The organism is Methylobacterium sp. GC_Met_3, from assembly GCF_026540775.1.
Classification (GTDB): Bacteria; Pseudomonadota; Alphaproteobacteria; order Rhizobiales; family Beijerinckiaceae; genus Methylobacterium.
Genome location: NZ_JALNUL010000029.1, coordinates 24505 through 46917, shown reverse-complemented (window position 1 = coordinate 46917; position 22413 = coordinate 24505). Strand labels below are relative to the sequence as shown.

Sequence of the window (22413 nt, the reverse complement as noted above, 5' to 3'; positions counted from 1 at the left end):
AGGTTTAATGGGGAGCGGACCGAAGCTCCCCGTTCCATACGCTCGTCTGATGATTGACGAGAGCAGGCTTCGATTGCCGGCGCCCGTCCACTGTCGCCGACTGGACTTGCAGGTAGCCGGCGCCGACGAACTGGCCGCGGTAGGCAATGGTGTTGCCGCGCCCGTTCCGGCAATCAACCGCGACATGGCGGCCTGCTGTGTCGGTAGCATCGCAGGCGAAGCCAAGCCGGTCTAGGCGTTCAAAGTAGCTCTTCGTGAACCGGTCGCCGGAAGGACCTTCGTCAGGGTTGTCCGCCATCGGAACTTGCGGCCGGCTGAGATCGGGATGTCGTGCCCATGGCTCGGCGACGGCCGGCGCGGCGGTTAGCATCACGGCAACGGCGAGGGCGTAGCGCATCCCGGCAAGATGGGCGGAGCGAGCGAGGCTGTCGAGGTCGTCCTGCTCAGCCCGTGTTCGATGCCCCATCTTGAACCGCACCTTGGAACCGGCTTGCGTGCGTGGCATGCTAGGCAATGGATAGAGCCCCGCCTGCCGTCGTCCGTGTCCTGCCCGATCCTTCGGAGCCCGGACGCTTCAAGTGGCATCTCTTCGACGCCGATGACATGCCGTTGAACCCGGTCATCATGTCGGATGGCACCTATGCCAGCGAGGACGAGGCACGCGCGGCTGGAGAAGAAGCTCTCAATCGACACTCGGGGTAGCCGAGTAGCACGGATCGCATCATGCCCATCTTTATTGCCCAGCAGATGACGTTGCCCCCGCCGAACGACACCGTATCTGAAACGCACCTCATGATCGTGCTGGCGGACGATGAGACCGATGCTCGCGAGGCTTTCGGGAAGGTCGTCGGACCGAGCCTCCAGATGAGCATCGAGGAGCTACCGCCGGATCAAGCCGAGGCTGTCCAAAGCCAGCTGCAGCCAAAGGTGGTGCAGCCCTACAAGCTTGCCCGCCCATAAGCAGCCGCAGACGAAATCGAAATCTGGTTCGCCTCTGTGAGCGTCGGAAGGAGTCTAAGTATGATCGATCCGAAGCGTCCTGAGACCGATCCCGCTGAGACACCGCCGGGTGAGCGTGCCTATGAGGATCTTCCGGTCAAAGATACGGTAGAGGGACCACGCTCACCGGGAGCCACCGAACCGGGCGACATGGGCGCGCCTGAGGGTGATCAGGAAGCTCTGCCTCATGAGCATCCTCGTGATGATGGGAAGGGCTATCGGGGAGCCTGAGTAACAGGAGGAGCTTGAGAGCGGGCGCCTCTCGGCAGAGGTACTGTCTAAGGGTTGCATGTTGAGGCTGTCAGATTGTCGAGGTGCGATCTCGCGACTACAGCCGGCCGATGTCCGACAAGTTCGACGCCCTACTTGAACGCCTCAAGGCGCACCAGCGCACGCTCATCCTGGCGATGGCCGAGCATAATGGGCTGCCGGCAGGAGGCCGTCGCGGTTCGCGTTGAGCAGGTGCTCGCCCTGTTACTTTCCCAGCGCCGCCATGGCTTGCAGTTTCCCCCCCTCTGACAGAGGCTCGGTCAACAAAACCAGGGATGGGGACGCCGCATGGTCGATCGAAACAGGCACCGCTGCGCCCTCCTCGCAGCCGCTCTCCTGCTTTCAGTGCCGGTCCTCCCTGCCCGCGCGGATCCGCCAGCAGCTGCTCCCATAGGGGCCGCTGCGCCCGGCCTTCAGGCCGTGCAGCACGATGGCGACGTGGAACTGCCCGAGTTCGCGTTCCGCAATGGAGAGCACTTGGCCCCACTGCGCCTGCACTACACCGCGCTCGGCACACCGCAGCGTGATGCGGGCGGCAAGATCACTAACGCGGTTCTGTTGCTCCACGCCACGACCGGCACGGGTAAGACCTTCCTCGTGCCGACGCTCGCCAACCACCTGTTCGGGCCGGGCCAGCCGTTAGATGTGCAGCGCTACTACGTCGTGCTGCCGGACGGCATCGGCTTCGGTGGTTCCACCAAGCCGTCAGACGGCATGCACGGGCGCTTCCCGCACTACGGCTACCGCGATCAGGTCGAGGCGCAGCATGCCATGCTACAGGCCATGGGCATCGACCATCTGCGGCTCGTCGCTGGTATCTCGCAGGGCGGCATGCAGACGTGGCTCTGGGCCGAGCAGCACCCGGATGCCATGGATGGGGTGATGCCGATCGCCTGCATGCCGATGCAGATCAGCGGCAGGAACCTGATGTGGCGCCAGATCGTGGCCGACGCCGTGCGCAGCGACCCGAAGTGGAACGGTGGCGAATACGACCGTGCGGACCCGCCGACCGCCTGGACGCGCAGTGCAGCACTGATGTTCGCCCTCATGGTCGGCACGCCCGAGCGACTGCAGGCCGCCGGGCCAGACCGAGCCAAGACGCTGGCCTACGAGGACGAGCTGACAGCACAGTACCGGGGGCGCGATGCCGGAGACGCGCTGTACGACTACGAGAGTTCGGCCGACTACGACCCGGCCCCTGACGTCGCCCGCATCAAGGCACCAATGCTCGCCATCAACTTCGCGGACGACCAAGTGAACCCGGCGCAGCTGCCTGTGGCCCGGGAGACTGTCGCAAGCCTGCCCTCGGGCCACTTCGTTCTGTTGCCGGGTGGATGGGGCCATGCGGGTATCTTTCACGCCGACCTTTGGGCGGATCAGCTAGGCACGTTCCTGGGCAGCCTTCCAGGCCAACGTGACTCGGCCACCTCCAAGTCCGTTGCCTCTGGGAAGTAGGCAGCTAGCTGCCAAGGATCCTCTATCGCGGTGGAGCAGGGCGCACGAGCCACGTCACGGACGCGAAGGCACCCAGCCACGACCCCAAAGCTGCGAAGGCTACGTACACCGCGTTCTCCGTGTAGCTGATCACGGCAAACGCGGAGAGCAGGTACCAGCACGCCGACCAGTTCGCGGCCGGGATGCGCCGTCGGGCGGTAACGGCTGCGTTGAAGAAAACGTAGGCCGCGTCAGTGACAGCGGTGGCTCCGACGACGCCCACCGCGATCAGTGGATCTATGTTCATGAGCATGGGGACCTCCCAGGGTTGCCTGGGGGATCTCAGCTACGCCGGTGGGGTCCGGCAACCGCTGAGGCTGGTGTCGCCGGTCCGGCCCCGCCGCCCGATCTGATCACGGGCTGGCGGGAGAGGTCGTCTATCTCACCGGCGGCGAGCCTGACCGTTACGCGACGCGGCTCGACAGCATCATGCCGGCTGTGGGTTAGAGGGCCGTCAGCCGGGCCGGTGGGGCTTTGTGCCGGAATAGGCCACCTACGAGCCGGAAGGGCAGCCGCAGCAGCCTATAGACGGCGTGCGTCACCATGACGGAAATCACGGCCAGCAGGGCCAACAGGGTATTGCGCATGCGGGTACTCCCGGCGGCACAATCGGACAAGCCGCCCCCCATCATTGCGCCCAGGTGGCGCGGTGATCGCAGCAGAAATGTGATGCCGGCCGAGCTGCCGCGACTGCGCCGGCGAGGCAGCACCGAGGCCCAACCCCGGTGCTGCTCTTCCGGCCCGCGGCCAGAGCCGATCGCTGAGGGTACGGTGGGGTAGCGGCGGTTAACTTGCCGTAAAGATGCGCAGTACGCGTCGGATCGTGACATCTCGGAAGCTACAGATGTCTACGCGTATGTCATGCCGCCCGCGCCAGATCGCCCTCGATTGCGGCGAGAGCCCGCTCCAGCGCTGCAAAACAATCTGCATCGAACGCTGCGCCGAGATCGGCACGCATGATCTCCAGAGCCTTTTCGAGTGGCATAGCAGCTCGGTACGGCCTGTCGGCGGTAAGTGCATCGAACACGTCGGCGACCGAGACGACACGTGTCTCAAGGGCAAGCTCCTCGCCCGTCAGACCTCGGGGGTACCCCTTACCATCCAGCCGCTCGTGGTGGCTGCCACCGATCCGGGCCATCTCTTGGAAGGCCCCTACCCGTGCCAGGATCGTCTCGGACAGGAGTGCGTGGGCCCGCATGTCCCGCCACTCGGCTTCGTCGAGTTTGCCGGGTTTGTCGAGGATCGTGTTCGAGACGCCGAGCTTTCCGATGTCGTGCAGCAGCGCCGCTCGACGAAGCCAGCGCCGCCGGACTGGATCGAGCCCGAGTTCGGCCGCCACCATGTCGGCGTAGACGGCCACCCGCTCGGAATGTCCGGATGTGAATGGGCTCTTGGCGTCGATCACCTGGGCGAAAGCACGAGCGATGTCGTCGAGGTAGTCTTCGTCGACGACGATCAAACTTTGGGCAGGCTCCAGGGCCGAGACCGCATCGGTGACACTCTCGTGCGAGTGCAGGACCTGCCAGAAGCCAGGCTCGGCCGCGACTCGCTCGAAGCAAGTCACAGTGTACGGATCGAACCATGTGCCGGCGCGAGACCGTACCTCGGCCAACGCCGCTTCCGGGCCCGACGCCGTATGGAACACGTCAGCCACTTGCGCCAGCAACGCGATGCGGGCGTACAGCGGGATCGCTGGACCGGCTAGCTGGTCGGGATGACCTTTGCCGTTCCAGTGCTCGTCCAAGGCGTGGATCGCGTCGCAGACGGCCGCGGGGAAGCGCATTCGGGCGGCGATCTCGGCGCCGCGCTGGCATCGGGTCTGGATGAGATCCTCGACCAAGGTACCGCTGTTGCGGGCTATATTCAGGATCGCCTTAAACCGCTCGGCCAGCCCGACCTTGAGACCGGTGTGTGAGAACACGAAGCCCAGCACCTGTGGGAGGCTGTCGCTGACGGTCTTGAAATCATGCTTCACTCTGAGATCGTCGGCGAGATAGAGCGCACATATCCGGGCCGCGTTGCTGGAGCAGCCGAGGTCCTTGAGCATGATCGTATAGTACAGCTCCCACAGCTGGATCTGTGGCAGGCCCATCGCGCGGCCGATATGCATGCCGATGTAGGTCGCACGCAGGCAATGTCCGGCCGGTTGCCCTTCGGTCAAATCGAGAGCGTGGCTCAGCGCTGCGAGGATATCTGACAGCCGCAGGTCATTATTGAGCGCGTTAGGGGGCTCAAATAAAATGCGCTTCATATTGAACGCCCTTCACGATAGCATCGTCAAGATGATCTAGAAGGATTAACGCGGTTACACTCAAATGATGTTTTTCGCACGGTGGTTAAAGGGTCGCACCTTCAACTTCTACTAAAGATTGTGTTTTCGAAAGCGACACATCTCAGGGTATAAATTACTTCCGCTCGGAAGGGTGAGTGGACGCCGGGGACGCGTACCCACCGCGCTGTCGGATCAGCCCAATGCGCGGGATGGCAGGAACGATTGGAGAGCAACGAACGCTCAAGAAGTGACGCTGGCGCACGCTGTTTCGGCGAAAGGCGTTCGGTGACCCGTTTGGCGACCCGTACCCGCCTGGGTAGCAGACCTGCATAGGCCGAGTTTGACCCAGCGATGCAGAAGGATCAGGCTCGGTAATTAGCGGGGTTCATGGCGATCAAGCTCCGTTTATTGCCGCATCCAAAAAAACAAAACGGAGGAATTTGCATGGACCTGCACAGCTTCGACCAGAGTAATATTACCTGGCGCACTCTCCCCTGGCTCGATCACATCGCCTTCTTCGTCTACAAGGTCGATGAAGAGAACCGCATCGTCGATGTCGTTTTCAAATTCGCCGCCAACCAGCGCGTGATGCTGCACCGACATCATTGCCCCTACGTCACCCTGGTCATGCAGGGCGAGTTGCGGTTCTACCGCCCGAATGGCGAACTGAAAGAGATCCGACCCACCGGTAGCTTCGTCTCAGGCCCTGCTCATGGCGAACCTCATGAGGAAGGCGGCGGAGATCAGGACGCGATCGTTTTCTTCAGCAACCGGAATATCGAAGATGCGCTGTACGAGTTCCTCGACGAGAATGGGAAGACCACCCAGATCCTCGGGATCGCCGATTTCAAGGCACAGCTTGATGCTCAGATCGAGGACGGGACATCCGCGAAAGCCGCGGGGCGGCCTGCCTAATGGGCAAGGGGGCGTGAGCTGCGGCGGCTCCCAAGTTCATGCCTGAGCCCGGCTAAGCAGGGCCCACGCTTGGGAGCCGTCACTCCTTCGGTGTCGGGACCGGATCGTCGCCGCCGGGCTGGTCGGTACCCTGGCCCGGCCGCTCCGTCTTCTCGCTGTCGCCCGTCACCTTTCGGGCATCCTCGATCAGGTCTTCGGCTACGTCGCGATCGCGCTCACGGTCCATCGATGGGTCTCCTCTGCGAGGCGAACGACATGGCGCAGCCGACGCTATCGGGAAGAGGTGGGACCTGAGACCAGCGTCCGCACCTAGACCGGCGGGAAGCTGTGTCAGGACGTCGTACAGCGTAGCGGCGCGCAGATGCGGAGGGCGGATTGAAGCTGAGAGATCCCTCAAACGGGTGACGCGACTCAGTTCAGCACTGGGATATCCCAGGGCCTTCGAAACCCCAATGGCAACTGAACCCGCCCGGCCCTGCCGCGGCGGGTATTTCTATGGCCGAGATGGAACAGTGAGACACAAGCTGCTTTGTTGCTCCGCATCTCCCTCATCTGGGAATTGGGACTTACGTCGGAGCGATCGATGCACGTCGAAGCCGTCTGCGTCCTGGGAATTCTCGCCGGCCTCGTCGAGTTCGCGTGCCTCTGTTACGAGGCCCCGGAAGTCGATGATGACTGACCTGCGCGGAAGGCGTTATTCTAATCCACTTGAAGGCGGCGCGATGACGCTTGGCCTAAGATAAGCCATCGCAGGCAAACTGATCCGGGCGCTTGCGGCTGGGAGATGCGTGAGCTTCCGCCCCCTATCGCGGATCGCCCATGCCTCTTTATTTCTTCCATGTCCGGGACGGACGCAGTTCGCCCGATGACACTGGAACCGAGCTAGCAAATTGGCATGAGGCTCGGCGCGAGGCTGTTCAGTTCGCGGGCGAAGTTATCCGTGACAACGCGCAGCAGATCGCTTTAGGTCAAGATTGGCACATCGAGGTCACGGACGAGCATCAGGTGCCCCTGTTCCGCCTAGACTTCGTGACGACCGAATCGCCTGTCATAGCCGATCAGCGCTACAACCAAAGACACGCGATCTAGCTATCGGCCTTCCTCCGCTTTGCCATCCGCTTCAACGCGGCGTCGATAGACTAGCGTGCCGGGCCTCCTTCGAGGCCCCGTCGCGTATCGGCTCACACGCTGGTGACGTCAGCCTTCGATTGGCGTCGTCGAGGAAGGTCCATACCGCTTCTCGAGTTCGGCACAGCCAGCGTCAGTGATTTGGTACTCGACGCCGTTAAAGGCTGGATCCAATCGGCCAGTGGTCGCGACCAGTCCGAGTTTTTCCAACCGTCGCATGTAGACTGAGGCTCGGTAGAAGCGCGGCCCCAGCGTCGAGAGGGTTTGCAGGCGGGGGAGGCTGCCGGGGGCGAGCTTATGCATCGCCCTCCAGTGTACCGACCAACGGTTGCAGCGCTAGACGGCGCGGCGCTCCCCCGCCCCGTGAGCAGATCAGTGCGGGGCCGAGCGGTGATGGCGATTGAACATCAGTGCGACGCTGGCACCAGATCGTTGTTGCGGTTCGAATGGGACGTACACTCGTGCCAGGCAAACTCCGACTTGTCTTGGTTCGCCTTGCCGTAGCACCGGCCGATCTGGTTGAGCCGCGAGTTCAGCCTGCCGCGGCGATCGCACTCGGCCGTAGCGGTCTCGCCCGGCAAGCCGCGGCATGCCTCATCCGCTGCGGTGTACGCCTTGATCAGCTGCTTCGCCGTTGGCTCGACCGCCTGTGCCCCACCGGCAGCGACGACGAGAGCGAGGGCGGCGAGGGTAGTGCGCATGGGGGCAGGATAGCTGCACGGCCGTGCGTGTCGAGTTGATGGTCAGGTGTTTCGGGCGCGTTACCCCAGTGCTCGTTTGCGCACCCGTTCCGGAACAATCCCTGGCTCTTTCAGGCTGCAAGAAAGCGCCCCGTCGCGACATTCCAAAGCTAACATGTCGTTGTCAGGCGCCACAGCGAGGTTGCCCTTGGTAACGAGGAAACGTTGAATTCTTATGGTTCTCTTTTTCTTTTTGATAATGCTCGTAACAGTGAATTTTTTCAAATTGCTCTCATTTGAGAAATATCCCTCCTCATCTTCCATTAGTGCATCAAGGATGTCTTCCGCGTATTTTTCGAGATGCTCGATGTGCTCGTTCAGCATTTCACCATGGGGCGCCAAATCTTCGACTATTTCTATTCCTCGCTGGCGAGTCTCGAAGGAATCAGTTGCACGCATGATTTGCGCTGTCCCCAAAAGGGCAGCTGCCATCTTGGTGAGGATCGCAAGGGCCTGGCCGTCAAACTCGACGGCCGGGTCACACGACCATTCCACGATCTCGCCCATCAGAACAAAATCCCTTGCGCTGTCACCGCACAGTGCTCACTTATATGAAAACCACGCGGAAACCAAGTGGTGAGCGCGCGGTTAATGATTGACTGTTGCGCGGTTTTTCCACTATGGTAATGGCCCGAACGCCTTTCGGAGACCCCTCGTTATGACCGATAGAACCAAGCAGTTGTCCTTCGTGGCCGATGAGGAGACGCTTGCCCTAATCGGAGCCCTGAAGACCGAACTCAAAGCGCCGACTACGGCTGCCGTCTTCCGCAAAGCCCTTGCGCTCGCCAAAGTGGCGGCCGATCAGGCACGTCAGTCTGATGGCATTGTCACAGTGCGCGGGAAGGGGCAGCCCGTCGGCGAAGAAATCGCAGTGGCGCTGAGGGCTTAAGGCAGCCCTGCCGACGATGAACGATCCGATACCGCTTAGCCGCTTGGCTGGGACGATCCCTCTCAGGAAGCAACTTCTCAGCGAGCAAATAGCGCACGAGCTTCTAAAGCTCTTCCGGTTATCGGTGCTGTTTACGGTGTTGTTGACCGCCGCCCTCGCGGCGGTTGACTACTATTTCATTGCATATAAATTGATGGCTCCGGCTGACCGACTTGTTACTGAGCATGTCCTGATGGCCATCATTGGGGCCACAATTATTCAGCTTGGTGCCGTTGTTGCCGCGATAGTGTACGCAGTTTTCAAGATACCTCCTGCTGAGCGGGAAATCGATAACACCGAAAGCGAATAGACCTCCTTACGAGAGCTGCGCTAGCAGCTCTAGCGAGGCTGCCACCACCTCCTGGCATTCCTGCCGGATCGCGGCCGCAGCCCTGGTCCGCTGCCCGTTCCGATAGTTGCCGTTCCGGTTACCGCTCGGAGCCCCGCTTCCGGCCGCGCCGCCGTGCATCCGACATCGCTTCTTCCCCGTCACGGCCGGTGACTGGCACGGCTTCCCGCTCCGTGTCCGTGCTCCGCAGCGGGGCGCCCTCCGCAGCCGCGAGGGCTCGCCCATTTCCGGGTGTATGGGGTCGTGGTCCATTTTCACTCTTACCCCCCTCCCGTGCCCCGGGTCCCAGCCTGCCGTTCGCATCGACGTTGCCGACGATCGCTTGCCCGCCTTCGTGCACGTGGACGTGCTTCACGGTGACCTTTTGGGCCCCTCCGCGCCGCACCTTCGCCAGGGCCTCGATCTGCGCCGTGTAGGTGCGCAGCAGCTTGCTCGCGAGATTGCCGTTCGCCTTCATTTCCTCCGGCGTCGCAGCGACCGCTGAACGCTGCAGGCATTCCATCGCGAGCCGATGCGTCGCCGCCATCTGCACGGCCAGCATACCTTCGAGCTCGTTCTCGGGCCGCACAGCCTCGACCGCGGCCAGCATCGTGTTCGCCTCGATTTCTGGCGTCCGTTCGTCCGGGCGCACCATGCCGAGCAGATGGTTGAGCTGCCCGACGGCGAACGCTTCCGAGCGCGTGCCGAAAGCGTCGCCGAGGCGGATCAGCCAGCCCTGCGGATCATCGTGCGGGCTGTCGAGGTCGAGCGTGCCGGCGCCTGTCCGCCGCAGCGAGACGGTGACCGGCGCGTGGCGGGCCTTCCGGCGCTCGTTCGCCTTCAGCATCCGATCGAGTTCGTCGGCCGAGCGCGCGGGACCTGCAGCTCTGGGATCCACGATCGAGTCGGACATGGTCTCGCCTCTCAGGTCTTCCTCAGCCGCACCCCTGGCCCCTCGCCGTTCTCCTCGATGAAGATGACGCCGGCGACTTCAAGGGCGGATGGCGCTACTCCGCAGCCTCACGCCCAACGTCATATCCGCTGACTAAGTCGCGAGCGGTTGCGAGGAGCGCCTTGCGGTCATCCCGATCACGGATCGCTGTCCAGAGGCGCAGCAATTCGGCTGTCTCAGCTACGCGGGAGGCGGCCGGCACGTCGGCAGTAAAGCTTGCAGCCGGCACGCCGAGAGCATCGGCGACGCGCTGCAGCGCAGCTGCTTTCGAATGAGCCGCTGACTCGACGTCCTTCGGCATGCTCATGCACTCCTCAGCTTCGCAACCGGCAACGTTTAATTCGCACCTGAGTTGCGAGCTATATGATCATGCGCAACCGTGCCATGCAGCATTCAACCGCATGTCCCCCATCTAAAACTACCGGTTGTGCAACAGTTTCGGTCCTGAGATAGAGGGACAATAGAATTACGGACTGCGAAACAAATGACCGAGGATCAGGGGCCGGAGGCTATGGTCGATGCCTGCATCGCCGCCTTCGAGGCGGTTAAGAAGCACGGCACGAGCGAGATGCTGTTAGTCGCTCGCATCCTTCTCCAAATGGCCGGTGAGCAGATTGCACAGGATCTTCAGAGTCCTATCACTCAAGCGGTCAAAGAGAACAGTGCTTAGCTAAAGTCCCGCTCAATGGACTTCGACTTAAATAGCTCTTCCACCGGGTGGAGGATGGCTTCAGCCTAGTACCGCGACCACGCCAGCAGCAAAGAGTCCGGCTACCAAAACCATGAGCTGGGGGTGTTCACAGCCCAGACCGTTGAGAATGTTCACAGCTCCCGCCGACACTGCGAGGACAGGGATCGCCATCGCGAGCAGCGGCGTCCTCACTTCAGCTAGCCCCGCGCCTTCGGCCAAGTGGTGCGGAGCATCAGTTCGCCCCTTCCGGATCCTCGCGGTGCCGCACGTAGCCCTGTCCGGTGAGCCAGTTAGTCATAGCCCCTCCCAGAGCCAAGCCGCAGCCATCATGGCGAAGCCACCGCTTACCAGCGCCACCATGATGTAGCGGTGCAAGCGGTCATCGAAGGAGATCGGCATAGACGGCTTCCCGCAGTAGCGAGGCCATTGATGCCCATAGACTGAAGCCAGTCGCCAGCGCGAAATTTTATCGGTTCGTCAATTCAGAATTTGCGTGGTCCACAGGCCACAGCGACTGAAGCTCAGCTTATCATGCGGCGTACAAGGCCGCCGAGAACCACGACAGCGGCGACCGCGATCGCGACTGCCGCGGCAATGAGGATGGCACGCATTTGGTCGTCCCGAGGCTACCGACGAGCCTCATGCTCATTTCAGATGGCCCTTTGCCTTCAGGTGCTCGGTGAGAAGCTTCTCGACGTAGGACGCCATGGTCCGCGCGTCCTCGGCGGCCGCCTGTTCGAGCGCCTTTTTCACGGATGGCAGGATCCGGAGACCCAGTGGGGCGGATCGCGTCTCACGCTCTTCAGACATTGCTAGCAGATGTTAGTTGACGGCCTTTGTGCAAGCAACTATAAGCAATCTGCTAGCAATAGCAAACGGCTCAGCGAAGGACTGGAACTCCCGCGCCGAGCCTAGCCCTGCAACGCTTTGGGAACCGTCACATGGCTATCCACCACCCTACACCGCCCTTCGGCGGCGGTGAACGCCCACGCTTGCCTTCAGCCCAGGTAGGACCGGTCACACAGGCCATTCGCGCAATGCAGGCCGACGCAAGCGCCAACTTGGCGCCCGCGTTCACCCACGGCATCCGCACCCTGTCCCGCACCGAGGTCGAGGATCTGATCGGCGGCCTGATCGACCTCCTCGACGCCATGGACGGCGACACGGACCGGGAGCCCGATACCGACCGCGAACCCGACGTGGATCGTGAACCCGCCGAGCAGGACGGCTGCGCGGCCGAGTGGACCGGTCGGGGTGCTCACTACTTCAACAGCGGGAGGGTGGCATGAACGCGCCCAGTTCCCAGCCTGACCTCAGCATCACGCTGCTGCGCTTCGAGGAGCCGCTGTTGGATATCCAGCGGCTCGGGAAGCTGATCCGCCACCTAGGCGCTCACCACGACGATACCCCCGCCGACTGCCTCTACACCCTTGGCTGCGCCATCGAAGACGCCGCTGCGCGCCTGGCAAAAGGGTGGGAGGCTGCTCGCCGTCAGGAGCAAACGGCTCGGGAGAACGGACGATGACCGCCTCCACCCGCCGCGCCGCCCTCGGCGCCATCCTCGCCGCCCCGCTCACAGGTGGGGCCGTCATGGCCCTTCCTCCGGCTGCAGCCATACCGCAGTCCGATCTCGCCGAAGCCTGCCTCTGGGCCGTCCAGCACCGAGCATGGATCGACGACACAGCAGCCAGGGAGCCTTGGTCCGATGACCGGCTGGACCACGAGATCAGCAAGGTGGACGTGGTGTTCACCCGAGCAATCGAGGAGCCCTCGGTTACGCTTCAGGACTTGGCGGCAAAGGCTGCGCTGGCATTGGAGGATTACGAGCGCTTCACAGCAACCGAGGGTGACGATCATGACGACGGCACCCGGATCGTGCACACCGTCCTGAGGGAGGTGATCAAGCTATGCGCCTGATCTACACCTTCCTTGCCATCCGGATGATCCGGCTCGCCCGGTTCGATCTTTACAGGTCGGAACGCCTCCACCGTGATGGTGATGAGGCCTTTGAGCGGTCGCGAGAACGGGTGCGGCTGGCCGATGGTCTAGTTGCGCGGGCAGCGCTGCGGTGAGGGTAGTGTCGCCAACTTGGCGACTCTACTCGGCCGGGGGTTCGCCAAGCTGGCGAGGGCTCAGGCTGGGGGACGCGCCCCCCACCTTCAGTGGTGATCCGCCAGCCGGGCGGCAAATGCGAAACGGTTTCGCTTTCGGAAAACGGAAACCGTTTCCGTTTTGACCTCCCCAAATTCGGGGAGGTCAAACACGACACCGTGTCGCTTTTGAAAACGGACACGATGTCCGTTTTGCCGAGCCGGATCTCCGCATCCACGCCCGCCCCCTGATGAACGTTGGGACGGCATTGAAGGGCGGGCGTGGAGGTCGACGTCCCATCCCGAGCGCCGACCCCGGCTGAAATACCCTTAGGCAGCCAAATGCGAAACAATTTCGCTTTTCGAAAACGGAAACGGTTTCCGTTTTGCCGAGCCTCCAGCATCCACGCCCGCCCCTCAGCAGTGTGAGGGGAGCATCGGGACGAGCGTGGACGGCCGGGTGGATCCACCGACAGCAAAAGCTTTGCACGCCAGTTTTGCCGGTTGATGTCCGGCCCTCACGAACGCCGCTCGCTCATCCGGTGCGGGCGACAGAGTCCGCAGCAGTCCCTAGCCGCACCTACAAAGCCGCCTCACAGGCGCGGGCTTAGATGTGGGTAGCGAACAACCGCCGAAAGCTAACGTTATGATTGGACAGGATAATCCTGCCGATCACCGCGGAGGATTGCTCCTCGGCGGCCGCGGCGATCAGCTCGGCGCCCTTCTGCGCCTCGCCGGCCCCGTTCTCGGCCTCGACCGCGACCCGGGAGATGGCATCGGCCCCGCTGGCGATCTCGACCATCACGGCGCGTACGCCCTCCAGCTGCGCCGTGATCGCCTCACCCTTCTCGACCTGCTGGCGGGCTCCCTCGGCCGAGCGGTTGATGCCGTCGGCGATGACCTTCACGTCCTCCTGGATCCGGCCGATCAGCGCCTGGATCTCCTCCGCGCTCTTCTCGGAGGTCTCGGCCAGGGTGCGCACCTCGTCGGCGACCACCGCGAAGCCCTTGCCGTGCTGGCCGGCGCGGGCCGCCTCGATGGCGGCGTTGAGCGCGAGCAGATTGGTCTGGTCGGCGATCCGCGCGACGGCGCGGACGATGTCGCCGATATTGGCGGCCTGCCGCTCCAGCTCGACGATCATCGTCACCGAGGCGGCCTGACGGTCGGCGGAGGTGCTGATCGAGGCGATGCTCAGCCGGATCTGCTGGCTCACGCCGGCGATCAGAGTCTGCAGAGCCTCGGTCTTCTGGCGGGACGTCTCGGCCTCGGTCCGGGCGCTGGCGATCGCCTCCGACACCGTGGTCACGGCGCGCTGCGACTGCTCGGAGGCACCGGCCGCCTGCTCGGCCCCGGCGGCGATCTGCTCCATCGCCTTGCGCAGCTCCTCCGCCGCGGAGGACGCCTCGGCTACGCCGCTGGCCAGCTGCGTCGTGGCGGCGGCGATGCGCTCGGCCGCCTTCTGCTGCTTGGCGAAGGTCCGGGCCCGGCGCCGATTCTCCTCGTTCAGCCGCCCGAGCTGGGTGGGACTGGCCTGCTCGTTCTTACGCACCAAGGTTTGCGGGCCCGACAGGGCGGCTTTTATCACGAGAGCCATGACGTCTTTCCGCTCATCTCAGGTTTGGGCCGCACGCCAGCGACAACCGCACAGAACGATTGCTTGGACGCGGTCATACGAAGCCTCAAGTTTCAAATCAATAAACGGTCTGCCTTTTTTTCAGATTGATGCATAGACGATATCGTACTGCTCGATAATAAATCAAAATTTCTCTACTATTAAATCAGTTCGTCTGTATGAAATACAGCGATAGACGGCATACTGTTATCTCAATTGCACTATCGGAAAAGATAGACAGCTCAATATGATCGAGCGGCCGCGAACACCGCAATGATGAATTTTGTGCGACGTCGCGCAGCACAGTTTAGAGCCCAGGTTGATCCCCGCCGGGAACCGCGCCACCGGGGAATTACGGTCCCGGGCGATGCCGCCGGTTTCGCGAATCCGTGGCTCGCGGTCGATTCGCGCCTGCTCGAACCAACGCGAGATCATGCCCCCTCGCTTTCGTCGCCTCGGGACCGGAGGAACGAAGTTCGCCACGATCGTCGGGGCCGTCTGGCCGGGCGACATCGACCGCGCGCGGGCGCATCGTATCCTGAACGGCGAGCAGACCACCGACGCGACGGCGATCCTCGACACGCCGGCCGCCGTGCCCCAAACGGCCTGAACGCCGCCGGAGACCGCCATGACCCAGACACCCTATAATCCGCCCTGCGGGGGCCTGCCGGCGCAGACGGCGCTGATGACCGGCCGCGCGGTCTTCACGGAGGCCTATGCGGTGATCCCGCGGGGCGTGATGAGCGACATCGTCACGAGCTTCCTGCCAGGCTGGCACGGGACCCGCGCCTGGATCCTGGCGCGGCCCCTGTCGGGCTTCGCCGAGACCTTCGCCCAGTACCTCATGGAGGTCGCCCCCGGCGGCGGCAGCGAGGCGCCCGAGCCCGATCCGGAAGCCGAGGGCGTGCTGTTCGTGGTCGGAGGCACCCCGAGCCTGGATCTTGCGGGCCGGACCCATAGCCTGCGCCCCGGCAGCTATGCCTACCTGCCGCCGGGCGCGCCCTGGCGCCTGGACAACGCGGGTGCCGAGCCGGCCCGGTTCCACTGGATCCGCAAGCGCTACGAGCCAGCGCCGGGCCTCGGCGTGCCGGAAGCCATCGTTACGCATGAGGGTGCGATCGAACCGGCCGCCATGCCCGGGACCGACGGCGCCTGGGCCACGACCCGCTTCGTCGCGTCCGACGACCTACGCCACGATATGCACGTCACCATCGTCACGATGCAGCCCGGCGGGTCCATCCCGTTCGAGGAGACGCACGTGATGGAGCACGGGCTGTTCGTGCTGGAAGGCAAGGCCGCCTACCGGCTCAACCGCGACTGGGTCGAGGTCGAGGCCGGCGACTTCATGTGGCTGCGCGCCTTCTGCCCGCAGGCCTGCTACGCGGGCGGCCCCGGCCGGTTCCGCTACCTGCTCTACAAGGACGTCAACCGGCATCCCGCCCTGGGGGCTCTGCGCGGGACGGGACGATGACGGGGAAGTCCGAGGCCCGCTCGATCACGGCCGAGCCCCTGACGGACGCGGCCTTCGCGCCGTTCGGATCGGTGATCGATACGGCGACCGTTGTGGCGCGTCCGATGAACGGCGGCATGGCGCGCCGCTTCCACGATCTCGCGGCGATCGAGCTGGCGGGGGAGGGCGCCCGCGCGGTGATCGGCCTCGTGGAGGCGGAGCCTTATCCGCTGCCCCTGCGCCTGAGCCTGGTCGAGCGCCATCCGCTCGGGAGCCAGGCCTTCGTTCCGCTGAGTGCTGCGCCGTTCCTGATCGTGGTCTGCCTGGACGAAGACGGCCAGCCCGGTCGACCGCGGGCCTTCGTCACCACCCGGCCGTTCCAGGGGATCTGCTACGCACGCGGCACGTGGCACGGCGTGCTGACGCCGTTCGGGGCGCGGCAGGATTTCGTGGTGGTCGATCGCGGCGGATCGGGCGTGAACCTGGAGGAACACGTCTTCGCGGAGCCCTGGACGGTGCACTATTCGGGCACGGCCTGACGGCCGATCACGACTCGGCGGATTCCGGCTCCTCCGTGAAGGTGAACACGACCTCGCCGGTCCGCTCGCAGAGCACGCTCACGGATGTCGCGCCGGTCTGCGCTCGCTGAACCGGGAGCTGCGTCTTGGCGTGGGCGACGGCCGCCTCCAGATCGCAGGGCCACAGCTTGGTGAAGCTGACGCGCTTCCCCTTCCAGAATGAGATCCTGTACGCCATCGCGCCCTCCATTTTCACCGAGCATACACCCTGCGGGCGGAGAAGCGTCCGCCCGCAGGGCATGGCAACGATGCGTGTCGAGCGGAGAGGTGCGCTGACGACAACCGTGAAGCCGGATCACGGCGTCGGATGTCAGCGCGTCGGCATCGCAGCCGCGACGACGCGCGTGGCGGCCGGCGTCGCTGGGACGAGGCGCGGGGTCGTGGCGAGTTCGGAGGCCGGACGCGCGGTGGCCGTGGTCCGAGCCTGGTCACGGTAGAGCGGCGGCGTCAGGGTCAGAGCCTCGTCGGCCAGGGCGCCGGTGGTCGCGGCGGCCATGGGGGCGGCGATGAGGGCGGCGAGAACAAAGGAACGCAGGGTCATGATCAATCCTCTCGATATCCGGGTCTGGCCCGGCGTCGAGCGATATCTACGCTGCACAGCAACATGATCCAAACAGATTGGATCGATATGGGGAATTGATGAAATCGATATGTCCTGCCGTCGGTCCCGCGTCGCTCGATCGGTGGGAAGTCCGACGTGTCGACTGATACCGCTTCCAGTCGATGCGTTCGGTCCCCGATTCCTATCCGGCCAGCCCCGGGATGCACACGATCCGGCGCAAGCCTCGCAGTCGTGGAACTGTCGTCGCCGCGGATCCTATCGAACGTCCGGCCCTCGCGCGCGTTGAAGCGCGGCGGTGGCGACGGGGCCACCCGATGAAGTACGAGTCCGGCCCGATGACCATCGCTGCACGCCCGGCCCGCTCTGGCCTCGCCCCGGTTCAAACCCCGCCGCTCCGGCCGGCGGACAACGCCCACCCGCCGTTCAAGATCGTGAGCTGGAACCTGCTGCGCCGCACCGGCGCGGCGGTCGACGACGTCGCCGCCCTGGTCGCCCAGGAGAAACCCGATCTGCTGCTGATGCAGGAGGCGACCCGCGCCATCGGTTTCCTGCTCGACCGGATCGGCGGCCACTATGCGTGGGCGCCCCTGCCGGGGCGGATCCACGGCCTCGCCATGTGGAGCCCGACCCCCTGGCCCGCGCCCCCGCGGGTGATCACGCTGCCCTCCGGGGCCCTGGTGCATCGGGTCTGCCAGATCCTCGACCTCGGCGCGTTCGGGATCGCCAACGTCCACCTGTCGCACGGGCAGATGCTGAACCGGCGCCAGCTCCGCCGGATCGTCTCCGAGCTGCCGCCCCGCGCCGCCGTGCTCGGCGATTACAACATCGTCGGGCCCGCGATGATCCCGGGATTCCGCGATGTCGGCCCCCGCCGGCCGACCCACGCGATGGTGGAGGTGCTGCCGCTGCGGCTCGACCGCTGCCTCGCCCGCGGCCTCATCTGCCACGACCACGCGGTGCTGCCCCGGGGCCGCTCCGATCACCGCCCGATCGTGGTCCATCTCGGGCCGGCACCCGAAGCACACGTGCCCGGCCGTTTCAAAGGTATGGCAGCAGCAGTCGCACGCCTGCGTCGCGGAGACGGATCGGCAGCGCGCGTGCGGCGAGATCCTCCCGGCTGAGCCGGGCCTCCATCTTGGCGCGCATGAACTGGTCGAGCTGGGCCGCGAGATCCGCGTCGACGATCTCGACGTTCAGCTCGAAGTTGAGCCGGAAGCTGCGCATGTCCCAGTTGGCGCTGCCGACGAAGCACCAGATGTCGTCCACCACCATCACCTTGGAATGGTCGAAGGGCGGTTCGTCGAGCCAGACCCGGACACCGGCCCGGAGCAGCGGGTCGAGATGCGCCCGGGTCGCCCAGTCAATGAAGTGGTGGTCGCTGACCCGCGGGATGATCACGTCGACGGTGATGCCCCGCGTAGCGGCCTGGGCGAGGGCGCCGGTGACGAGCTCGTCCGGCAGGAAGTAGGGCGTCACGAACCGGACGGTCCGACGCGCGCAGGCCAGCGCCTGGAGGATGACCTGCTCGATCTTCTCCACGTCGGCATCCGGGCCGGAGGTCACCGCCCGGGCGACGCTGGTCCCGGTGGGCTGAAGGTCGACGAACCACGGCGCGCCGTCGAGGTTCTCGCCGGCCGCGAAGGCCCAATCGGCCGCGAAGGCGGCGGCCAGCTGTTCGACCACGGGCCCGGTGAGCCGGTAATGGGTGTCGCGGATCGGATGCTCGGGCTTCAGGGCGACGCGGTTCGCGTGCCAGATGTTCAGCCCACCCGTGAAGGCGACGCGCCCGTCGACGATCAGCAGCTTCTTGTGCGAGCGCAGATTGAGGAACGGCATCCGCCAGGGCAGGGCCGAGTGCATGAACAGGGCCGCCGGCACTCCGGCGGCGGTCAGGCGGTGGTAGACCGGCGCCCGGAAGTAGCCGCCGCCGATCCCGTCGATGATGACGCGAACCTCCACGCCCCGCGCCTTCGCCTCGGCCAGGGCGTCGCAGAACTCCCGGCCGGTGGGATCGTCGCGGAAGATGTAGCTCGACAGGCCGATGCTGACCTTGGCCTCCCGTATGGTCGCCAGCATGGCCGGATAACCCACGTCGCCGTTGCGGAACATCTGCACGGTGTTGCCCGCGAAGGCCGGCAGGCCGGTGATCCGCCGGATCGCCCGGTCGAGGGGCCAGAGCGCCTCCGGCACCACCGCGTCGTCGGTATCGGGCAGGTGCAGGGCGTCGGAGGGTTTCGTCCGCAGCCGCCGGGCCCGGCGCGAGACGCGGTTGATGCCGAAGGTCAGGTACAGCGCGGTGCCGAAGATCGGCGACAGCCACGCGAGCCCGATCCAGCCCACCGCCACGCTGACCCGCCGCTTGCGCAGCAGCGCGTGCAGGGTGACACCGATCGCCAAGACGAAGCCGATGACGGCCTCGACATCCGACCGCATGAGGGCGGTGGAGTGAAGCCATCGGAGGAGCGCGTTTTCCAAGGTCTCGGCATCCGGTTCGCAAGAGCCGTCATTGTAGCGCGCTCTCTTGCGCCGAACCGGGGTCCACTTCGGCGAAGAGCGCTCTGATGACGGCGCCGGATATACCCGAAGGTGACGCGGGGTCGCGGATTAATCCGCATTCGTGACCGGATGCGCCACGTCGGCTTCGACCGGCCTCTCGCAGCGATAGGGGCCGCTGCCATCGAGGGCCGCGTACAGGACGCGGCCGCCGGACCGAATGCAGCGCGCCTTGGCCTCGGCGTAGGGCCGGTGGAAGCTCCAGATGGTGACCATCGGCCCCACCATGGCGATGCAGATGCCACCGAACACCAAGGCGGCGGCCCAGGTCGCACCGTTGCGATCCGGGCGCGGCGGACGCGGCGGCGGCATCGTTCCGTAGAAGGCCAGCGTCAGACCGAACAGGTCGATGGTGCTCATCAGCCGTTCCGCGTTGGGGCGCCGGGGTCCAGCACGACCGGCGCGTTCCCGATCCTAGGGCAGGGCGGCGCCAGAACCTACGCGAGCGGCGCCGATGGGCCTGCGTCCTATCGCGCCAGGATGCGTCGATAGGGTCGGCGCAGTTCAGGGCTCCCAGCGGGGCGGGCGCTTGCCGAGGAAGGCGTCGATTCCCTCCTGTGCGTCGGCCATCATCATGTTCCGGACCATGACCTCGGCGGTGTAGCCGTAGGCCTCCTCCAGGCCCATCTCGATCTGGCGGCCGAACGCCTCCTTGCCGATCGCCAGGACACGCCGCGCCTTCCCGGCGATGCGGCCCGCCAGCGCATCGACCGCGGCGTCGAGGTCCGCCTCCGGTACGACACGGTTGACCAGACCGATCCGCAGCGCCTCCTGGGCGTCGATCGGCTCGCCGACCAGCAGCATCTCCAGGGCGGCCTTGCGCGACACAGCCCGCGACAGCGCGACCATTGGGGTCGAACAGAACAGACCGATCTGCACCCCCGGCGTGGCGAAGCGGGCCGACTCGGCGCAGATCGCGAGGTCGCAGGTGGCGACGAGCTGGCAGCCGGCCGCGGTGGCGATCCCGTGGACCCGCGCGATCACCGGCTGCGGCAGGCGGGTCAGGCTCAGCATCAGCCGGGCGCAGGCGCGGAACACCGCCTCGGTCGCGTCGCGGGACGGCTCGGCGCGCATCTCCTTGAGGTCGTGCCCCGCGCAGAAGGCCGGGCCGGCCCCCTGAAGGATGACCACCCGCACCGCCGGGTCCACCCGGATCGCGTCGAGCGCGTCCTGAAGCGCGGCCATCAGGGCCATCGACAGGGCGTTGCGCGCCTGGGGGCGGTTCATCGTCAGGGTCGCGACGCAATCGGAATCGCTGCGCAGCAGGACCGGGGCCTGTGGATCGGCCGCGATGGGCGGGACCGGCGCAGTCGCTGCTGTCATGGGGCGTCTCCCGATGCCGGCTCGACCTGTGGGGGCCGGCTTATCGAACCAGGGGTAGCATGCGGGCCGATGGGCCGCGACGCCGGCCGCGACAGGTCCGCGAAAGCTTCACCCCTCATGCGTCCCCGTTCGCGCAGCGGACCGGGCTCCCCCGACCGGCAGATCGAGGGACGCGGATCATGATGGTGTTGCCGTTCATCGGCTTGGCGACGAGCGCGGCGGCGATTCTCGCCGGGCGGCGGGGCATCGCCATCGGGCTGTGGCTCGCCGCGCTGTTCGGGACGCTGGCGCTGTTCGCGGCCCACGCCACGTCGACGCTCAACCTTGATTTCTGACCGGATCACGCGCCATGACGCTGCTCCATGCCCGCACGCTCAACGCCCTCGGATTGCTGGGCTGCTGCGCGATCCTGCTCGTGGCCTTCGGCTATCAGCTCCTGCTCGGCGAGTTGCCGTGTCCGCTCTGCCTGTTGCAGCGGGCGGGGTTCGCGGCCTCGGGCTTCGGCTTCGCGCTCGGAATCCGATTCGGCCCACGGCCGTCCCATTACGGCATCGCGATCCTCGGTGCGCTGGTGGGTGCGGCTATCGCGGCTCGGCAGATCGCCCTGCACGTCGTGCCCGGAACCGGCGGCTATGGCGCGACGCTATTCGGCCTCCACTTCTACACCCTGACACTGATCGCTTTCGTGGCGCTGATCGGGGCGGTGGCCGTGCTCCTCCTGATCGCCGATACCGACCAGCCTGCCACCCTGCCGGGGCAGGGTGCCGGGCTCTTCGGGACGGCCTGTCTTCTGCTGTTCCTCGGCGTCCCCCTGGCCAATGCCGTCTCGACGGCGGCGGAATGCGGCACCGGCCTCTGCCCGGACGACCCGACGCGCTACGAAGCGCTCGATGCGTGGCTGGCGCGCTAAGCAGGTTTCGCGAAAGTAGCCGCCGGGTTTGCGATAAAAATTTGCGGCCGGATGAGAACCTCAGGCCAGCTCGGCCAGGGCCAGATCGAGGCTCGCGAAATCGGCACCCGGGCCATTCCACCACAGCGCCGGGTAGGTCGCGAGGCGGCCCATCACCGCCGCGTAGGCCTCCGCCAGATGCGTGTCGGCGATGACCAGGACGGCTCCGGACAGGCCCTCCGCCAACGCGTCGCCGCGGCGACCCGCAAGGTCGATCACGCGCAGGCCGAGTCGGCCGAGGCCGAGGCGCATGGCCTCCGCCTGCCCGAAATCCTGCACCAGCAGCGCGACGGCGTCGCCTGCCCGGAGGCCTTCGCCCCAGGCCCAGCGGGCCACGCGGTGCGGACAGACCGGGCCGGCGGACAAAGCCGAATCGGTGCGCCGCGCACCGCCGGGCATGCGCCCCTCGGAGGCACGCGGTGCCGGGGCGAGAGGGGGGACGACAGTGGATTCGAGACCGAACATGCGATGCAGACCGCCTGGATCTGGACAAACCGTGGTCTCTGGCGTGACGCGAGCCGGTTAACACTCTGTCTCACCGCACGACGGGAGCGGAACAAGAGCCGCTTTTCGGGCGTT

Annotated in this window: 35 protein-coding genes and 1 pseudogene; 18 read left to right on the top strand and 18 right to left on the bottom strand. The window is 65.3% G+C overall.

All coding sequences use genetic code 11. The annotated features are described in order from the left end of the window. Nucleotides 1-4: 4 nt before the first annotated feature. Entirely contained in the window at nt 5-505 is a 501-nt protein-coding gene (locus OXS27_RS23755; RefSeq protein WP_267359109.1) for a hypothetical protein, read from the bottom strand. Between the two features lie 218 nt (nt 506-723). Between OXS27_RS23755 and OXS27_RS23750 the strand changes: the two genes are divergently transcribed. The 3 genes from OXS27_RS23750 (at nt 724) to OXS27_RS23740 (ending at nt 2724) form a co-directional block, all read left to right on the top strand. Further along, nucleotides 724-960 (top strand): hypothetical protein, encoded by a 237-nt coding sequence (locus OXS27_RS23750; RefSeq protein WP_267359107.1) that lies wholly within the window; start codon nt 724-726, stop codon nt 958-960. A gap of 60 nt (nt 961-1020) precedes the next feature. Beyond that, on the top strand, nt 1021-1230 hold the full coding sequence (locus OXS27_RS23745; protein ID WP_267359105.1) for a hypothetical protein: 210 nt from the start codon (nt 1021-1023) through the stop codon (nt 1228-1230). 327 nt (nt 1231-1557) lie between these two features. After that, nucleotides 1558-2724, top strand: a complete 1167-nt coding sequence (locus tag OXS27_RS23740) for an alpha/beta fold hydrolase (protein ID WP_267359103.1) — start codon at nt 1558-1560, stop codon at nt 2722-2724. Nucleotides 2725-2746: 22 nt separating this feature from the next. On the opposite strand, the gene OXS27_RS23735 is transcribed toward OXS27_RS23740, so the two are convergent. From OXS27_RS23735 to OXS27_RS23725, 3 genes are all read right to left on the bottom strand, one after another. Continuing rightward, nucleotides 2747-3010 (bottom strand): hypothetical protein, encoded by a 264-nt coding sequence (locus tag OXS27_RS23735; protein ID WP_267359123.1) that lies wholly within the window; start codon nt 3008-3010, stop codon nt 2747-2749. A gap of 196 nt (nt 3011-3206) precedes the next feature. Continuing rightward, nucleotides 3207-3350, bottom strand: coding sequence for a hypothetical protein (locus OXS27_RS23730; protein ID WP_267359101.1), 144 nt, complete (start codon nt 3348-3350; stop codon nt 3207-3209). Nucleotides 3351-3622: 272 nt separating this feature from the next. Further along, a complete protein-coding gene (locus tag OXS27_RS23725; protein ID WP_267359099.1) occupies nt 3623-5014 on the bottom strand; it encodes an HD-GYP domain-containing protein in 1392 nt (463 codons plus the stop codon). A 465-nt stretch (nt 5015-5479) separates the two neighbouring features. Between OXS27_RS23725 and OXS27_RS23720 the strand changes: the two genes are divergently transcribed. After that, complete coding sequence (locus OXS27_RS23720; RefSeq protein ID WP_267359097.1) at nt 5480-5950, top strand: regulator; 471 nt, start codon at nt 5480-5482, stop codon at nt 5948-5950. 79 nt (nt 5951-6029) lie between these two features. Here the strand turns inward: OXS27_RS23720 and OXS27_RS23715 are convergent, their stop codons facing one another. After that, nucleotides 6030-6176: a hypothetical protein gene (locus tag OXS27_RS23715; RefSeq protein WP_267359095.1), complete on the bottom strand. Its 147-nt coding sequence runs from the start codon at nt 6174-6176 to the stop codon at nt 6030-6032. A gap of 593 nt (nt 6177-6769) precedes the next feature. Here OXS27_RS23715 and OXS27_RS23710 point away from each other — a divergent pair. Beyond that, nucleotides 6770-7039, top strand: coding sequence for a hypothetical protein (locus tag OXS27_RS23710; protein WP_267359093.1), 270 nt, complete (start codon nt 6770-6772; stop codon nt 7037-7039). Nucleotides 7040-7485: 446 nt separating this feature from the next. On the opposite strand, the gene OXS27_RS23705 is transcribed toward OXS27_RS23710, so the two are convergent. Both OXS27_RS23705 and OXS27_RS23700 read right to left on the bottom strand, forming a co-directional pair. Further along, nucleotides 7486-7779 (bottom strand): hypothetical protein, encoded by a 294-nt coding sequence (locus OXS27_RS23705; RefSeq protein ID WP_267359091.1) that lies wholly within the window; start codon nt 7777-7779, stop codon nt 7486-7488. 60 nt (nt 7780-7839) lie between these two features. After that, complete coding sequence (locus OXS27_RS23700) at nt 7840-8325, bottom strand: hypothetical protein (RefSeq protein WP_267359089.1); 486 nt, start codon at nt 8323-8325, stop codon at nt 7840-7842. Between the two features lie 151 nt (nt 8326-8476). Here OXS27_RS23700 and OXS27_RS23695 point away from each other — a divergent pair, with 151 nt between their 5' ends. Together OXS27_RS23695 and OXS27_RS23690 are read left to right on the top strand one after the other, a co-directional pair. Further along, nucleotides 8477-8707 carry a hypothetical protein gene (locus OXS27_RS23695; RefSeq protein ID WP_267359087.1) on the top strand — a complete coding sequence of 77 codons (231 nt, stop codon included), beginning with the start codon at nt 8477-8479 and terminating at the stop codon, nt 8705-8707. Nucleotides 8708-8723: 16 nt separating this feature from the next. Continuing rightward, nucleotides 8724-9056 carry a hypothetical protein gene (locus tag OXS27_RS23690; RefSeq protein ID WP_267359085.1) on the top strand — a complete coding sequence of 111 codons (333 nt, stop codon included), beginning with the start codon at nt 8724-8726 and terminating at the stop codon, nt 9054-9056. 6 nt (nt 9057-9062) lie between these two features. On the opposite strand, the gene OXS27_RS32585 is transcribed toward OXS27_RS23690, so the two are convergent. The 4 genes and pseudogenes from OXS27_RS32585 to OXS27_RS23680 all read right to left on the bottom strand — a co-directional run bounded on the left by OXS27_RS32585 (nt 9063) and on the right by OXS27_RS23680 (nt 10327). Then, entirely contained in the window at nt 9063-9239 is a 177-nt protein-coding gene (locus OXS27_RS32585) for a hypothetical protein (RefSeq protein WP_346733011.1), read from the bottom strand. Next, a complete protein-coding gene (locus OXS27_RS32690) occupies nt 9175-9987 on the bottom strand; it encodes a hypothetical protein (protein WP_267359083.1) in 813 nt (270 codons plus the stop codon). The genes OXS27_RS32585 and OXS27_RS32690 overlap by 65 nt, the downstream gene beginning before the upstream one ends. 11 nt (nt 9988-9998) lie before the next feature. Beyond that, nucleotides 9999-10073, bottom strand: a pseudogene (locus OXS27_RS32685) (transcriptional regulator); the annotation flags it as partial. Nucleotides 10074-10081: 8 nt separating this feature from the next. After that, on the bottom strand, nt 10082-10327 hold the full coding sequence (locus OXS27_RS23680) for a hypothetical protein (protein ID WP_267359081.1): 246 nt from the start codon (nt 10325-10327) through the stop codon (nt 10082-10084). A 183-nt stretch (nt 10328-10510) separates the two neighbouring features. On the opposite strand from OXS27_RS23680, the gene OXS27_RS23675 reads away from it, so the two are divergent. The 5 genes from OXS27_RS23675 (at nt 10511) to OXS27_RS23655 (ending at nt 12789) form a co-directional block, all read left to right on the top strand. Next, nucleotides 10511-10696, top strand: a complete 186-nt coding sequence (locus tag OXS27_RS23675; protein ID WP_267359079.1) for a hypothetical protein — start codon at nt 10511-10513, stop codon at nt 10694-10696. 1058 nt (nt 10697-11754) lie between these two features. Then, the gene (locus tag OXS27_RS23670; protein ID WP_267359077.1) at nt 11755-12006 is read left to right on the top strand and encodes a hypothetical protein; all 252 of its coding nucleotides are present in this window, start codon (nt 11755-11757) and stop codon (nt 12004-12006) included. After that, complete coding sequence (locus OXS27_RS23665; RefSeq protein WP_267359075.1) at nt 12003-12242, top strand: hypothetical protein; 240 nt, start codon at nt 12003-12005, stop codon at nt 12240-12242. Before OXS27_RS23670 ends, OXS27_RS23665 begins: the two co-directional genes overlap by 4 nt. Next, on the top strand, nt 12239-12634 hold the full coding sequence (locus OXS27_RS23660; protein ID WP_267359073.1) for a hypothetical protein: 396 nt from the start codon (nt 12239-12241) through the stop codon (nt 12632-12634). Before OXS27_RS23665 ends, OXS27_RS23660 begins: the two co-directional genes overlap by 4 nt. After that, nucleotides 12625-12789, top strand: a complete 165-nt coding sequence (locus OXS27_RS23655; protein ID WP_267359071.1) for a hypothetical protein — start codon at nt 12625-12627, stop codon at nt 12787-12789. The genes OXS27_RS23660 and OXS27_RS23655 overlap by 10 nt, the downstream gene beginning before the upstream one ends. A 625-nt stretch (nt 12790-13414) precedes the next feature. On the opposite strand, the gene OXS27_RS23650 is transcribed toward OXS27_RS23655, so the two are convergent. Continuing rightward, nucleotides 13415-14401, bottom strand: coding sequence for a methyl-accepting chemotaxis protein (locus OXS27_RS23650; RefSeq protein WP_267359069.1), 987 nt, complete (start codon nt 14399-14401; stop codon nt 13415-13417). A 451-nt stretch (nt 14402-14852) separates the two neighbouring features. Here OXS27_RS23650 and OXS27_RS23645 point away from each other — a divergent pair, with 451 nt between their 5' ends. From OXS27_RS23645 to OXS27_RS23635, 3 genes are read left to right on the top strand one after another with little or no spacing between them, the layout of a single operon-like run. Continuing rightward, entirely contained in the window at nt 14853-15029 is a 177-nt protein-coding gene (locus OXS27_RS23645) for a hypothetical protein (RefSeq protein ID WP_267359125.1), read from the top strand. Between the two features lie 18 nt (nt 15030-15047). Beyond that, nucleotides 15048-15890: a bifunctional allantoicase/(S)-ureidoglycine aminohydrolase gene (locus OXS27_RS23640; RefSeq protein WP_267359067.1), complete on the top strand. Its 843-nt coding sequence runs from the start codon at nt 15048-15050 to the stop codon at nt 15888-15890. Then, complete coding sequence (locus tag OXS27_RS23635; protein WP_243918440.1) at nt 15887-16408, top strand: ureidoglycolate lyase; 522 nt, start codon at nt 15887-15889, stop codon at nt 16406-16408. Before OXS27_RS23640 ends, OXS27_RS23635 begins: the two co-directional genes overlap by 4 nt. Before the next feature lie 7 nt (nt 16409-16415). On the opposite strand, the gene OXS27_RS23630 is transcribed toward OXS27_RS23635, so the two are convergent. Together OXS27_RS23630 and OXS27_RS23625 are read right to left on the bottom strand one after the other, a co-directional pair. Continuing rightward, nucleotides 16416-16625, bottom strand: coding sequence for a hypothetical protein (locus tag OXS27_RS23630; RefSeq protein ID WP_267359065.1), 210 nt, complete (start codon nt 16623-16625; stop codon nt 16416-16418). Between the two features lie 132 nt (nt 16626-16757). After that, nucleotides 16758-16988 (bottom strand): hypothetical protein, encoded by a 231-nt coding sequence (locus tag OXS27_RS23625; RefSeq protein ID WP_267359063.1) that lies wholly within the window; start codon nt 16986-16988, stop codon nt 16758-16760. Nucleotides 16989-17344: 356 nt separating this feature from the next. On the opposite strand from OXS27_RS23625, the gene OXS27_RS23620 reads away from it, so the two are divergent. Then, nucleotides 17345-18130 (top strand): endonuclease/exonuclease/phosphatase family protein, encoded by a 786-nt coding sequence (locus OXS27_RS23620; RefSeq protein WP_267359121.1) that lies wholly within the window; start codon nt 17345-17347, stop codon nt 18128-18130. Here OXS27_RS23620 and OXS27_RS23615 read toward each other — a convergent pair. From OXS27_RS23615 to OXS27_RS23605, 3 genes are all read right to left on the bottom strand, one after another. Then, nucleotides 18048-19484 (bottom strand): phospholipase D-like domain-containing protein, encoded by a 1437-nt coding sequence (locus OXS27_RS23615; protein ID WP_267359062.1) that lies wholly within the window; start codon nt 19482-19484, stop codon nt 18048-18050. The two genes, OXS27_RS23620 and OXS27_RS23615, sit on opposite strands and share 83 nt — an antisense overlap. Nucleotides 19485-19613: 129 nt before the next feature. Further along, nucleotides 19614-19922 (bottom strand): hypothetical protein, encoded by a 309-nt coding sequence (locus tag OXS27_RS23610; RefSeq protein WP_243918419.1) that lies wholly within the window; start codon nt 19920-19922, stop codon nt 19614-19616. Between the two features lie 144 nt (nt 19923-20066). Next, nucleotides 20067-20885 carry an enoyl-CoA hydratase gene (locus OXS27_RS23605; protein ID WP_267359059.1) on the bottom strand — a complete coding sequence of 273 codons (819 nt, stop codon included), beginning with the start codon at nt 20883-20885 and terminating at the stop codon, nt 20067-20069. Nucleotides 20886-21064: 179 nt separating this feature from the next. Between OXS27_RS23605 and OXS27_RS23600 the strand changes: the two genes are divergently transcribed. Beyond that, the gene (locus tag OXS27_RS23600) at nt 21065-21220 is read left to right on the top strand and encodes a DUF5993 family protein (RefSeq protein ID WP_267359057.1); all 156 of its coding nucleotides are present in this window, start codon (nt 21065-21067) and stop codon (nt 21218-21220) included. Between the two features lie 14 nt (nt 21221-21234). Next, the gene (locus OXS27_RS23595) at nt 21235-21795 is read left to right on the top strand and encodes a disulfide bond formation protein B (RefSeq protein WP_267359055.1); all 561 of its coding nucleotides are present in this window, start codon (nt 21235-21237) and stop codon (nt 21793-21795) included. A gap of 60 nt (nt 21796-21855) precedes the next feature. Here OXS27_RS23595 and OXS27_RS23590 read toward each other — a convergent pair whose 3' ends face one another. Beyond that, nucleotides 21856-22233 carry an AMP-dependent synthetase gene (locus tag OXS27_RS23590; protein ID WP_267359053.1) on the bottom strand — a complete coding sequence of 126 codons (378 nt, stop codon included), beginning with the start codon at nt 22231-22233 and terminating at the stop codon, nt 21856-21858. Between the last annotated feature and the right edge of the window lie 180 nt (nt 22234-22413).

Bases quoted from the DNA above. Each gene is read 5' to 3' on its own strand.
- OXS27_RS23735 (WP_267359123.1), bottom strand. From the start codon at position 3,010: ATGAACATAGATCCACTGATCGCGGTGGGCGTCGTCGGAGCCACCGCT.
- OXS27_RS23710 (WP_267359093.1), top strand. From the start codon at position 6,770: ATGCCTCTTTATTTCTTCCATGTCCGGGACGGACGCAGTTCGCCCGAT.
- OXS27_RS23625 (WP_267359063.1), bottom strand. From the start codon at position 16,988: ATGACCCTGCGTTCCTTTGTTCTCGCCGCCCTCATCGCCGCCCCCATG.
- OXS27_RS23595 (WP_267359055.1), top strand. From the start codon at position 21,235: ATGACGCTGCTCCATGCCCGCACGCTCAACGCCCTCGGATTGCTGGGC.
- OXS27_RS23715 (WP_267359095.1), bottom strand. From the start codon at position 6,176: ATGGACCGTGAGCGCGATCGCGACGTAGCCGAAGACCTGATCGAGGAT.
- OXS27_RS23720 (WP_267359097.1), top strand. From the start codon at position 5,480: ATGGACCTGCACAGCTTCGACCAGAGTAATATTACCTGGCGCACTCTC.
- OXS27_RS23750 (WP_267359107.1), top strand. From the start codon at position 724: ATGCCCATCTTTATTGCCCAGCAGATGACGTTGCCCCCGCCGAACGAC.
- OXS27_RS23680 (WP_267359081.1), bottom strand. From the start codon at position 10,327: ATGCCGAAGGACGTCGAGTCAGCGGCTCATTCGAAAGCAGCTGCGCTG.
- OXS27_RS23630 (WP_267359065.1), bottom strand. From the start codon at position 16,625: ATGGCGTACAGGATCTCATTCTGGAAGGGGAAGCGCGTCAGCTTCACC.
- OXS27_RS23620 (WP_267359121.1), top strand. From the start codon at position 17,345: ATGACCATCGCTGCACGCCCGGCCCGCTCTGGCCTCGCCCCGGTTCAA.
- OXS27_RS23590 (WP_267359053.1), bottom strand. From the start codon at position 22,233: ATGCCCGGCGGTGCGCGGCGCACCGATTCGGCTTTGTCCGCCGGCCCG.
- OXS27_RS23695 (WP_267359087.1), top strand. From the start codon at position 8,477: ATGACCGATAGAACCAAGCAGTTGTCCTTCGTGGCCGATGAGGAGACG.
- OXS27_RS23705 (WP_267359091.1), bottom strand. From the start codon at position 7,779: ATGCGCACTACCCTCGCCGCCCTCGCTCTCGTCGTCGCTGCCGGTGGG.
- OXS27_RS23700 (WP_267359089.1), bottom strand. From the start codon at position 8,325: ATGGGCGAGATCGTGGAATGGTCGTGTGACCCGGCCGTCGAGTTTGAC.
- OXS27_RS23650 (WP_267359069.1), bottom strand. From the start codon at position 14,401: ATGGCTCTCGTGATAAAAGCCGCCCTGTCGGGCCCGCAAACCTTGGTG.
- OXS27_RS23670 (WP_267359077.1), top strand. From the start codon at position 11,755: ATGCAGGCCGACGCAAGCGCCAACTTGGCGCCCGCGTTCACCCACGGC.
- OXS27_RS23640 (WP_267359067.1), top strand. From the start codon at position 15,048: ATGACCCAGACACCCTATAATCCGCCCTGCGGGGGCCTGCCGGCGCAG.
- OXS27_RS32690 (WP_267359083.1), bottom strand. From the start codon at position 9,987: ATGTCCGACTCGATCGTGGATCCCAGAGCTGCAGGTCCCGCGCGCTCG.
- OXS27_RS23655 (WP_267359071.1), top strand. From the start codon at position 12,625: ATGCGCCTGATCTACACCTTCCTTGCCATCCGGATGATCCGGCTCGCC.
- OXS27_RS23690 (WP_267359085.1), top strand. From the start codon at position 8,724: ATGAACGATCCGATACCGCTTAGCCGCTTGGCTGGGACGATCCCTCTC.
- OXS27_RS23665 (WP_267359075.1), top strand. From the start codon at position 12,003: ATGAACGCGCCCAGTTCCCAGCCTGACCTCAGCATCACGCTGCTGCGC.
- OXS27_RS23605 (WP_267359059.1), bottom strand. From the start codon at position 20,885: ATGACAGCAGCGACTGCGCCGGTCCCGCCCATCGCGGCCGATCCACAG.
- OXS27_RS23730 (WP_267359101.1), bottom strand. From the start codon at position 3,350: ATGCGCAATACCCTGTTGGCCCTGCTGGCCGTGATTTCCGTCATGGTG.
- OXS27_RS23675 (WP_267359079.1), top strand. From the start codon at position 10,511: ATGACCGAGGATCAGGGGCCGGAGGCTATGGTCGATGCCTGCATCGCC.
- OXS27_RS23635 (WP_243918440.1), top strand. From the start codon at position 15,887: ATGACGGGGAAGTCCGAGGCCCGCTCGATCACGGCCGAGCCCCTGACG.
- OXS27_RS23740 (WP_267359103.1), top strand. From the start codon at position 1,558: ATGGTCGATCGAAACAGGCACCGCTGCGCCCTCCTCGCAGCCGCTCTC.
- OXS27_RS23610 (WP_243918419.1), bottom strand. From the start codon at position 19,922: ATGAGCACCATCGACCTGTTCGGTCTGACGCTGGCCTTCTACGGAACG.
- OXS27_RS23755 (WP_267359109.1), bottom strand. From the start codon at position 505: ATGCCACGCACGCAAGCCGGTTCCAAGGTGCGGTTCAAGATGGGGCAT.
- OXS27_RS23725 (WP_267359099.1), bottom strand. From the start codon at position 5,014: ATGAAGCGCATTTTATTTGAGCCCCCTAACGCGCTCAATAATGACCTG.
- OXS27_RS23645 (WP_267359125.1), top strand. From the start codon at position 14,853: ATGCCCCCTCGCTTTCGTCGCCTCGGGACCGGAGGAACGAAGTTCGCC.
- OXS27_RS23660 (WP_267359073.1), top strand. From the start codon at position 12,239: ATGACCGCCTCCACCCGCCGCGCCGCCCTCGGCGCCATCCTCGCCGCC.
- OXS27_RS23600 (WP_267359057.1), top strand. From the start codon at position 21,065: ATGATGGTGTTGCCGTTCATCGGCTTGGCGACGAGCGCGGCGGCGATT.
- OXS27_RS23745 (WP_267359105.1), top strand. From the start codon at position 1,021: ATGATCGATCCGAAGCGTCCTGAGACCGATCCCGCTGAGACACCGCCG.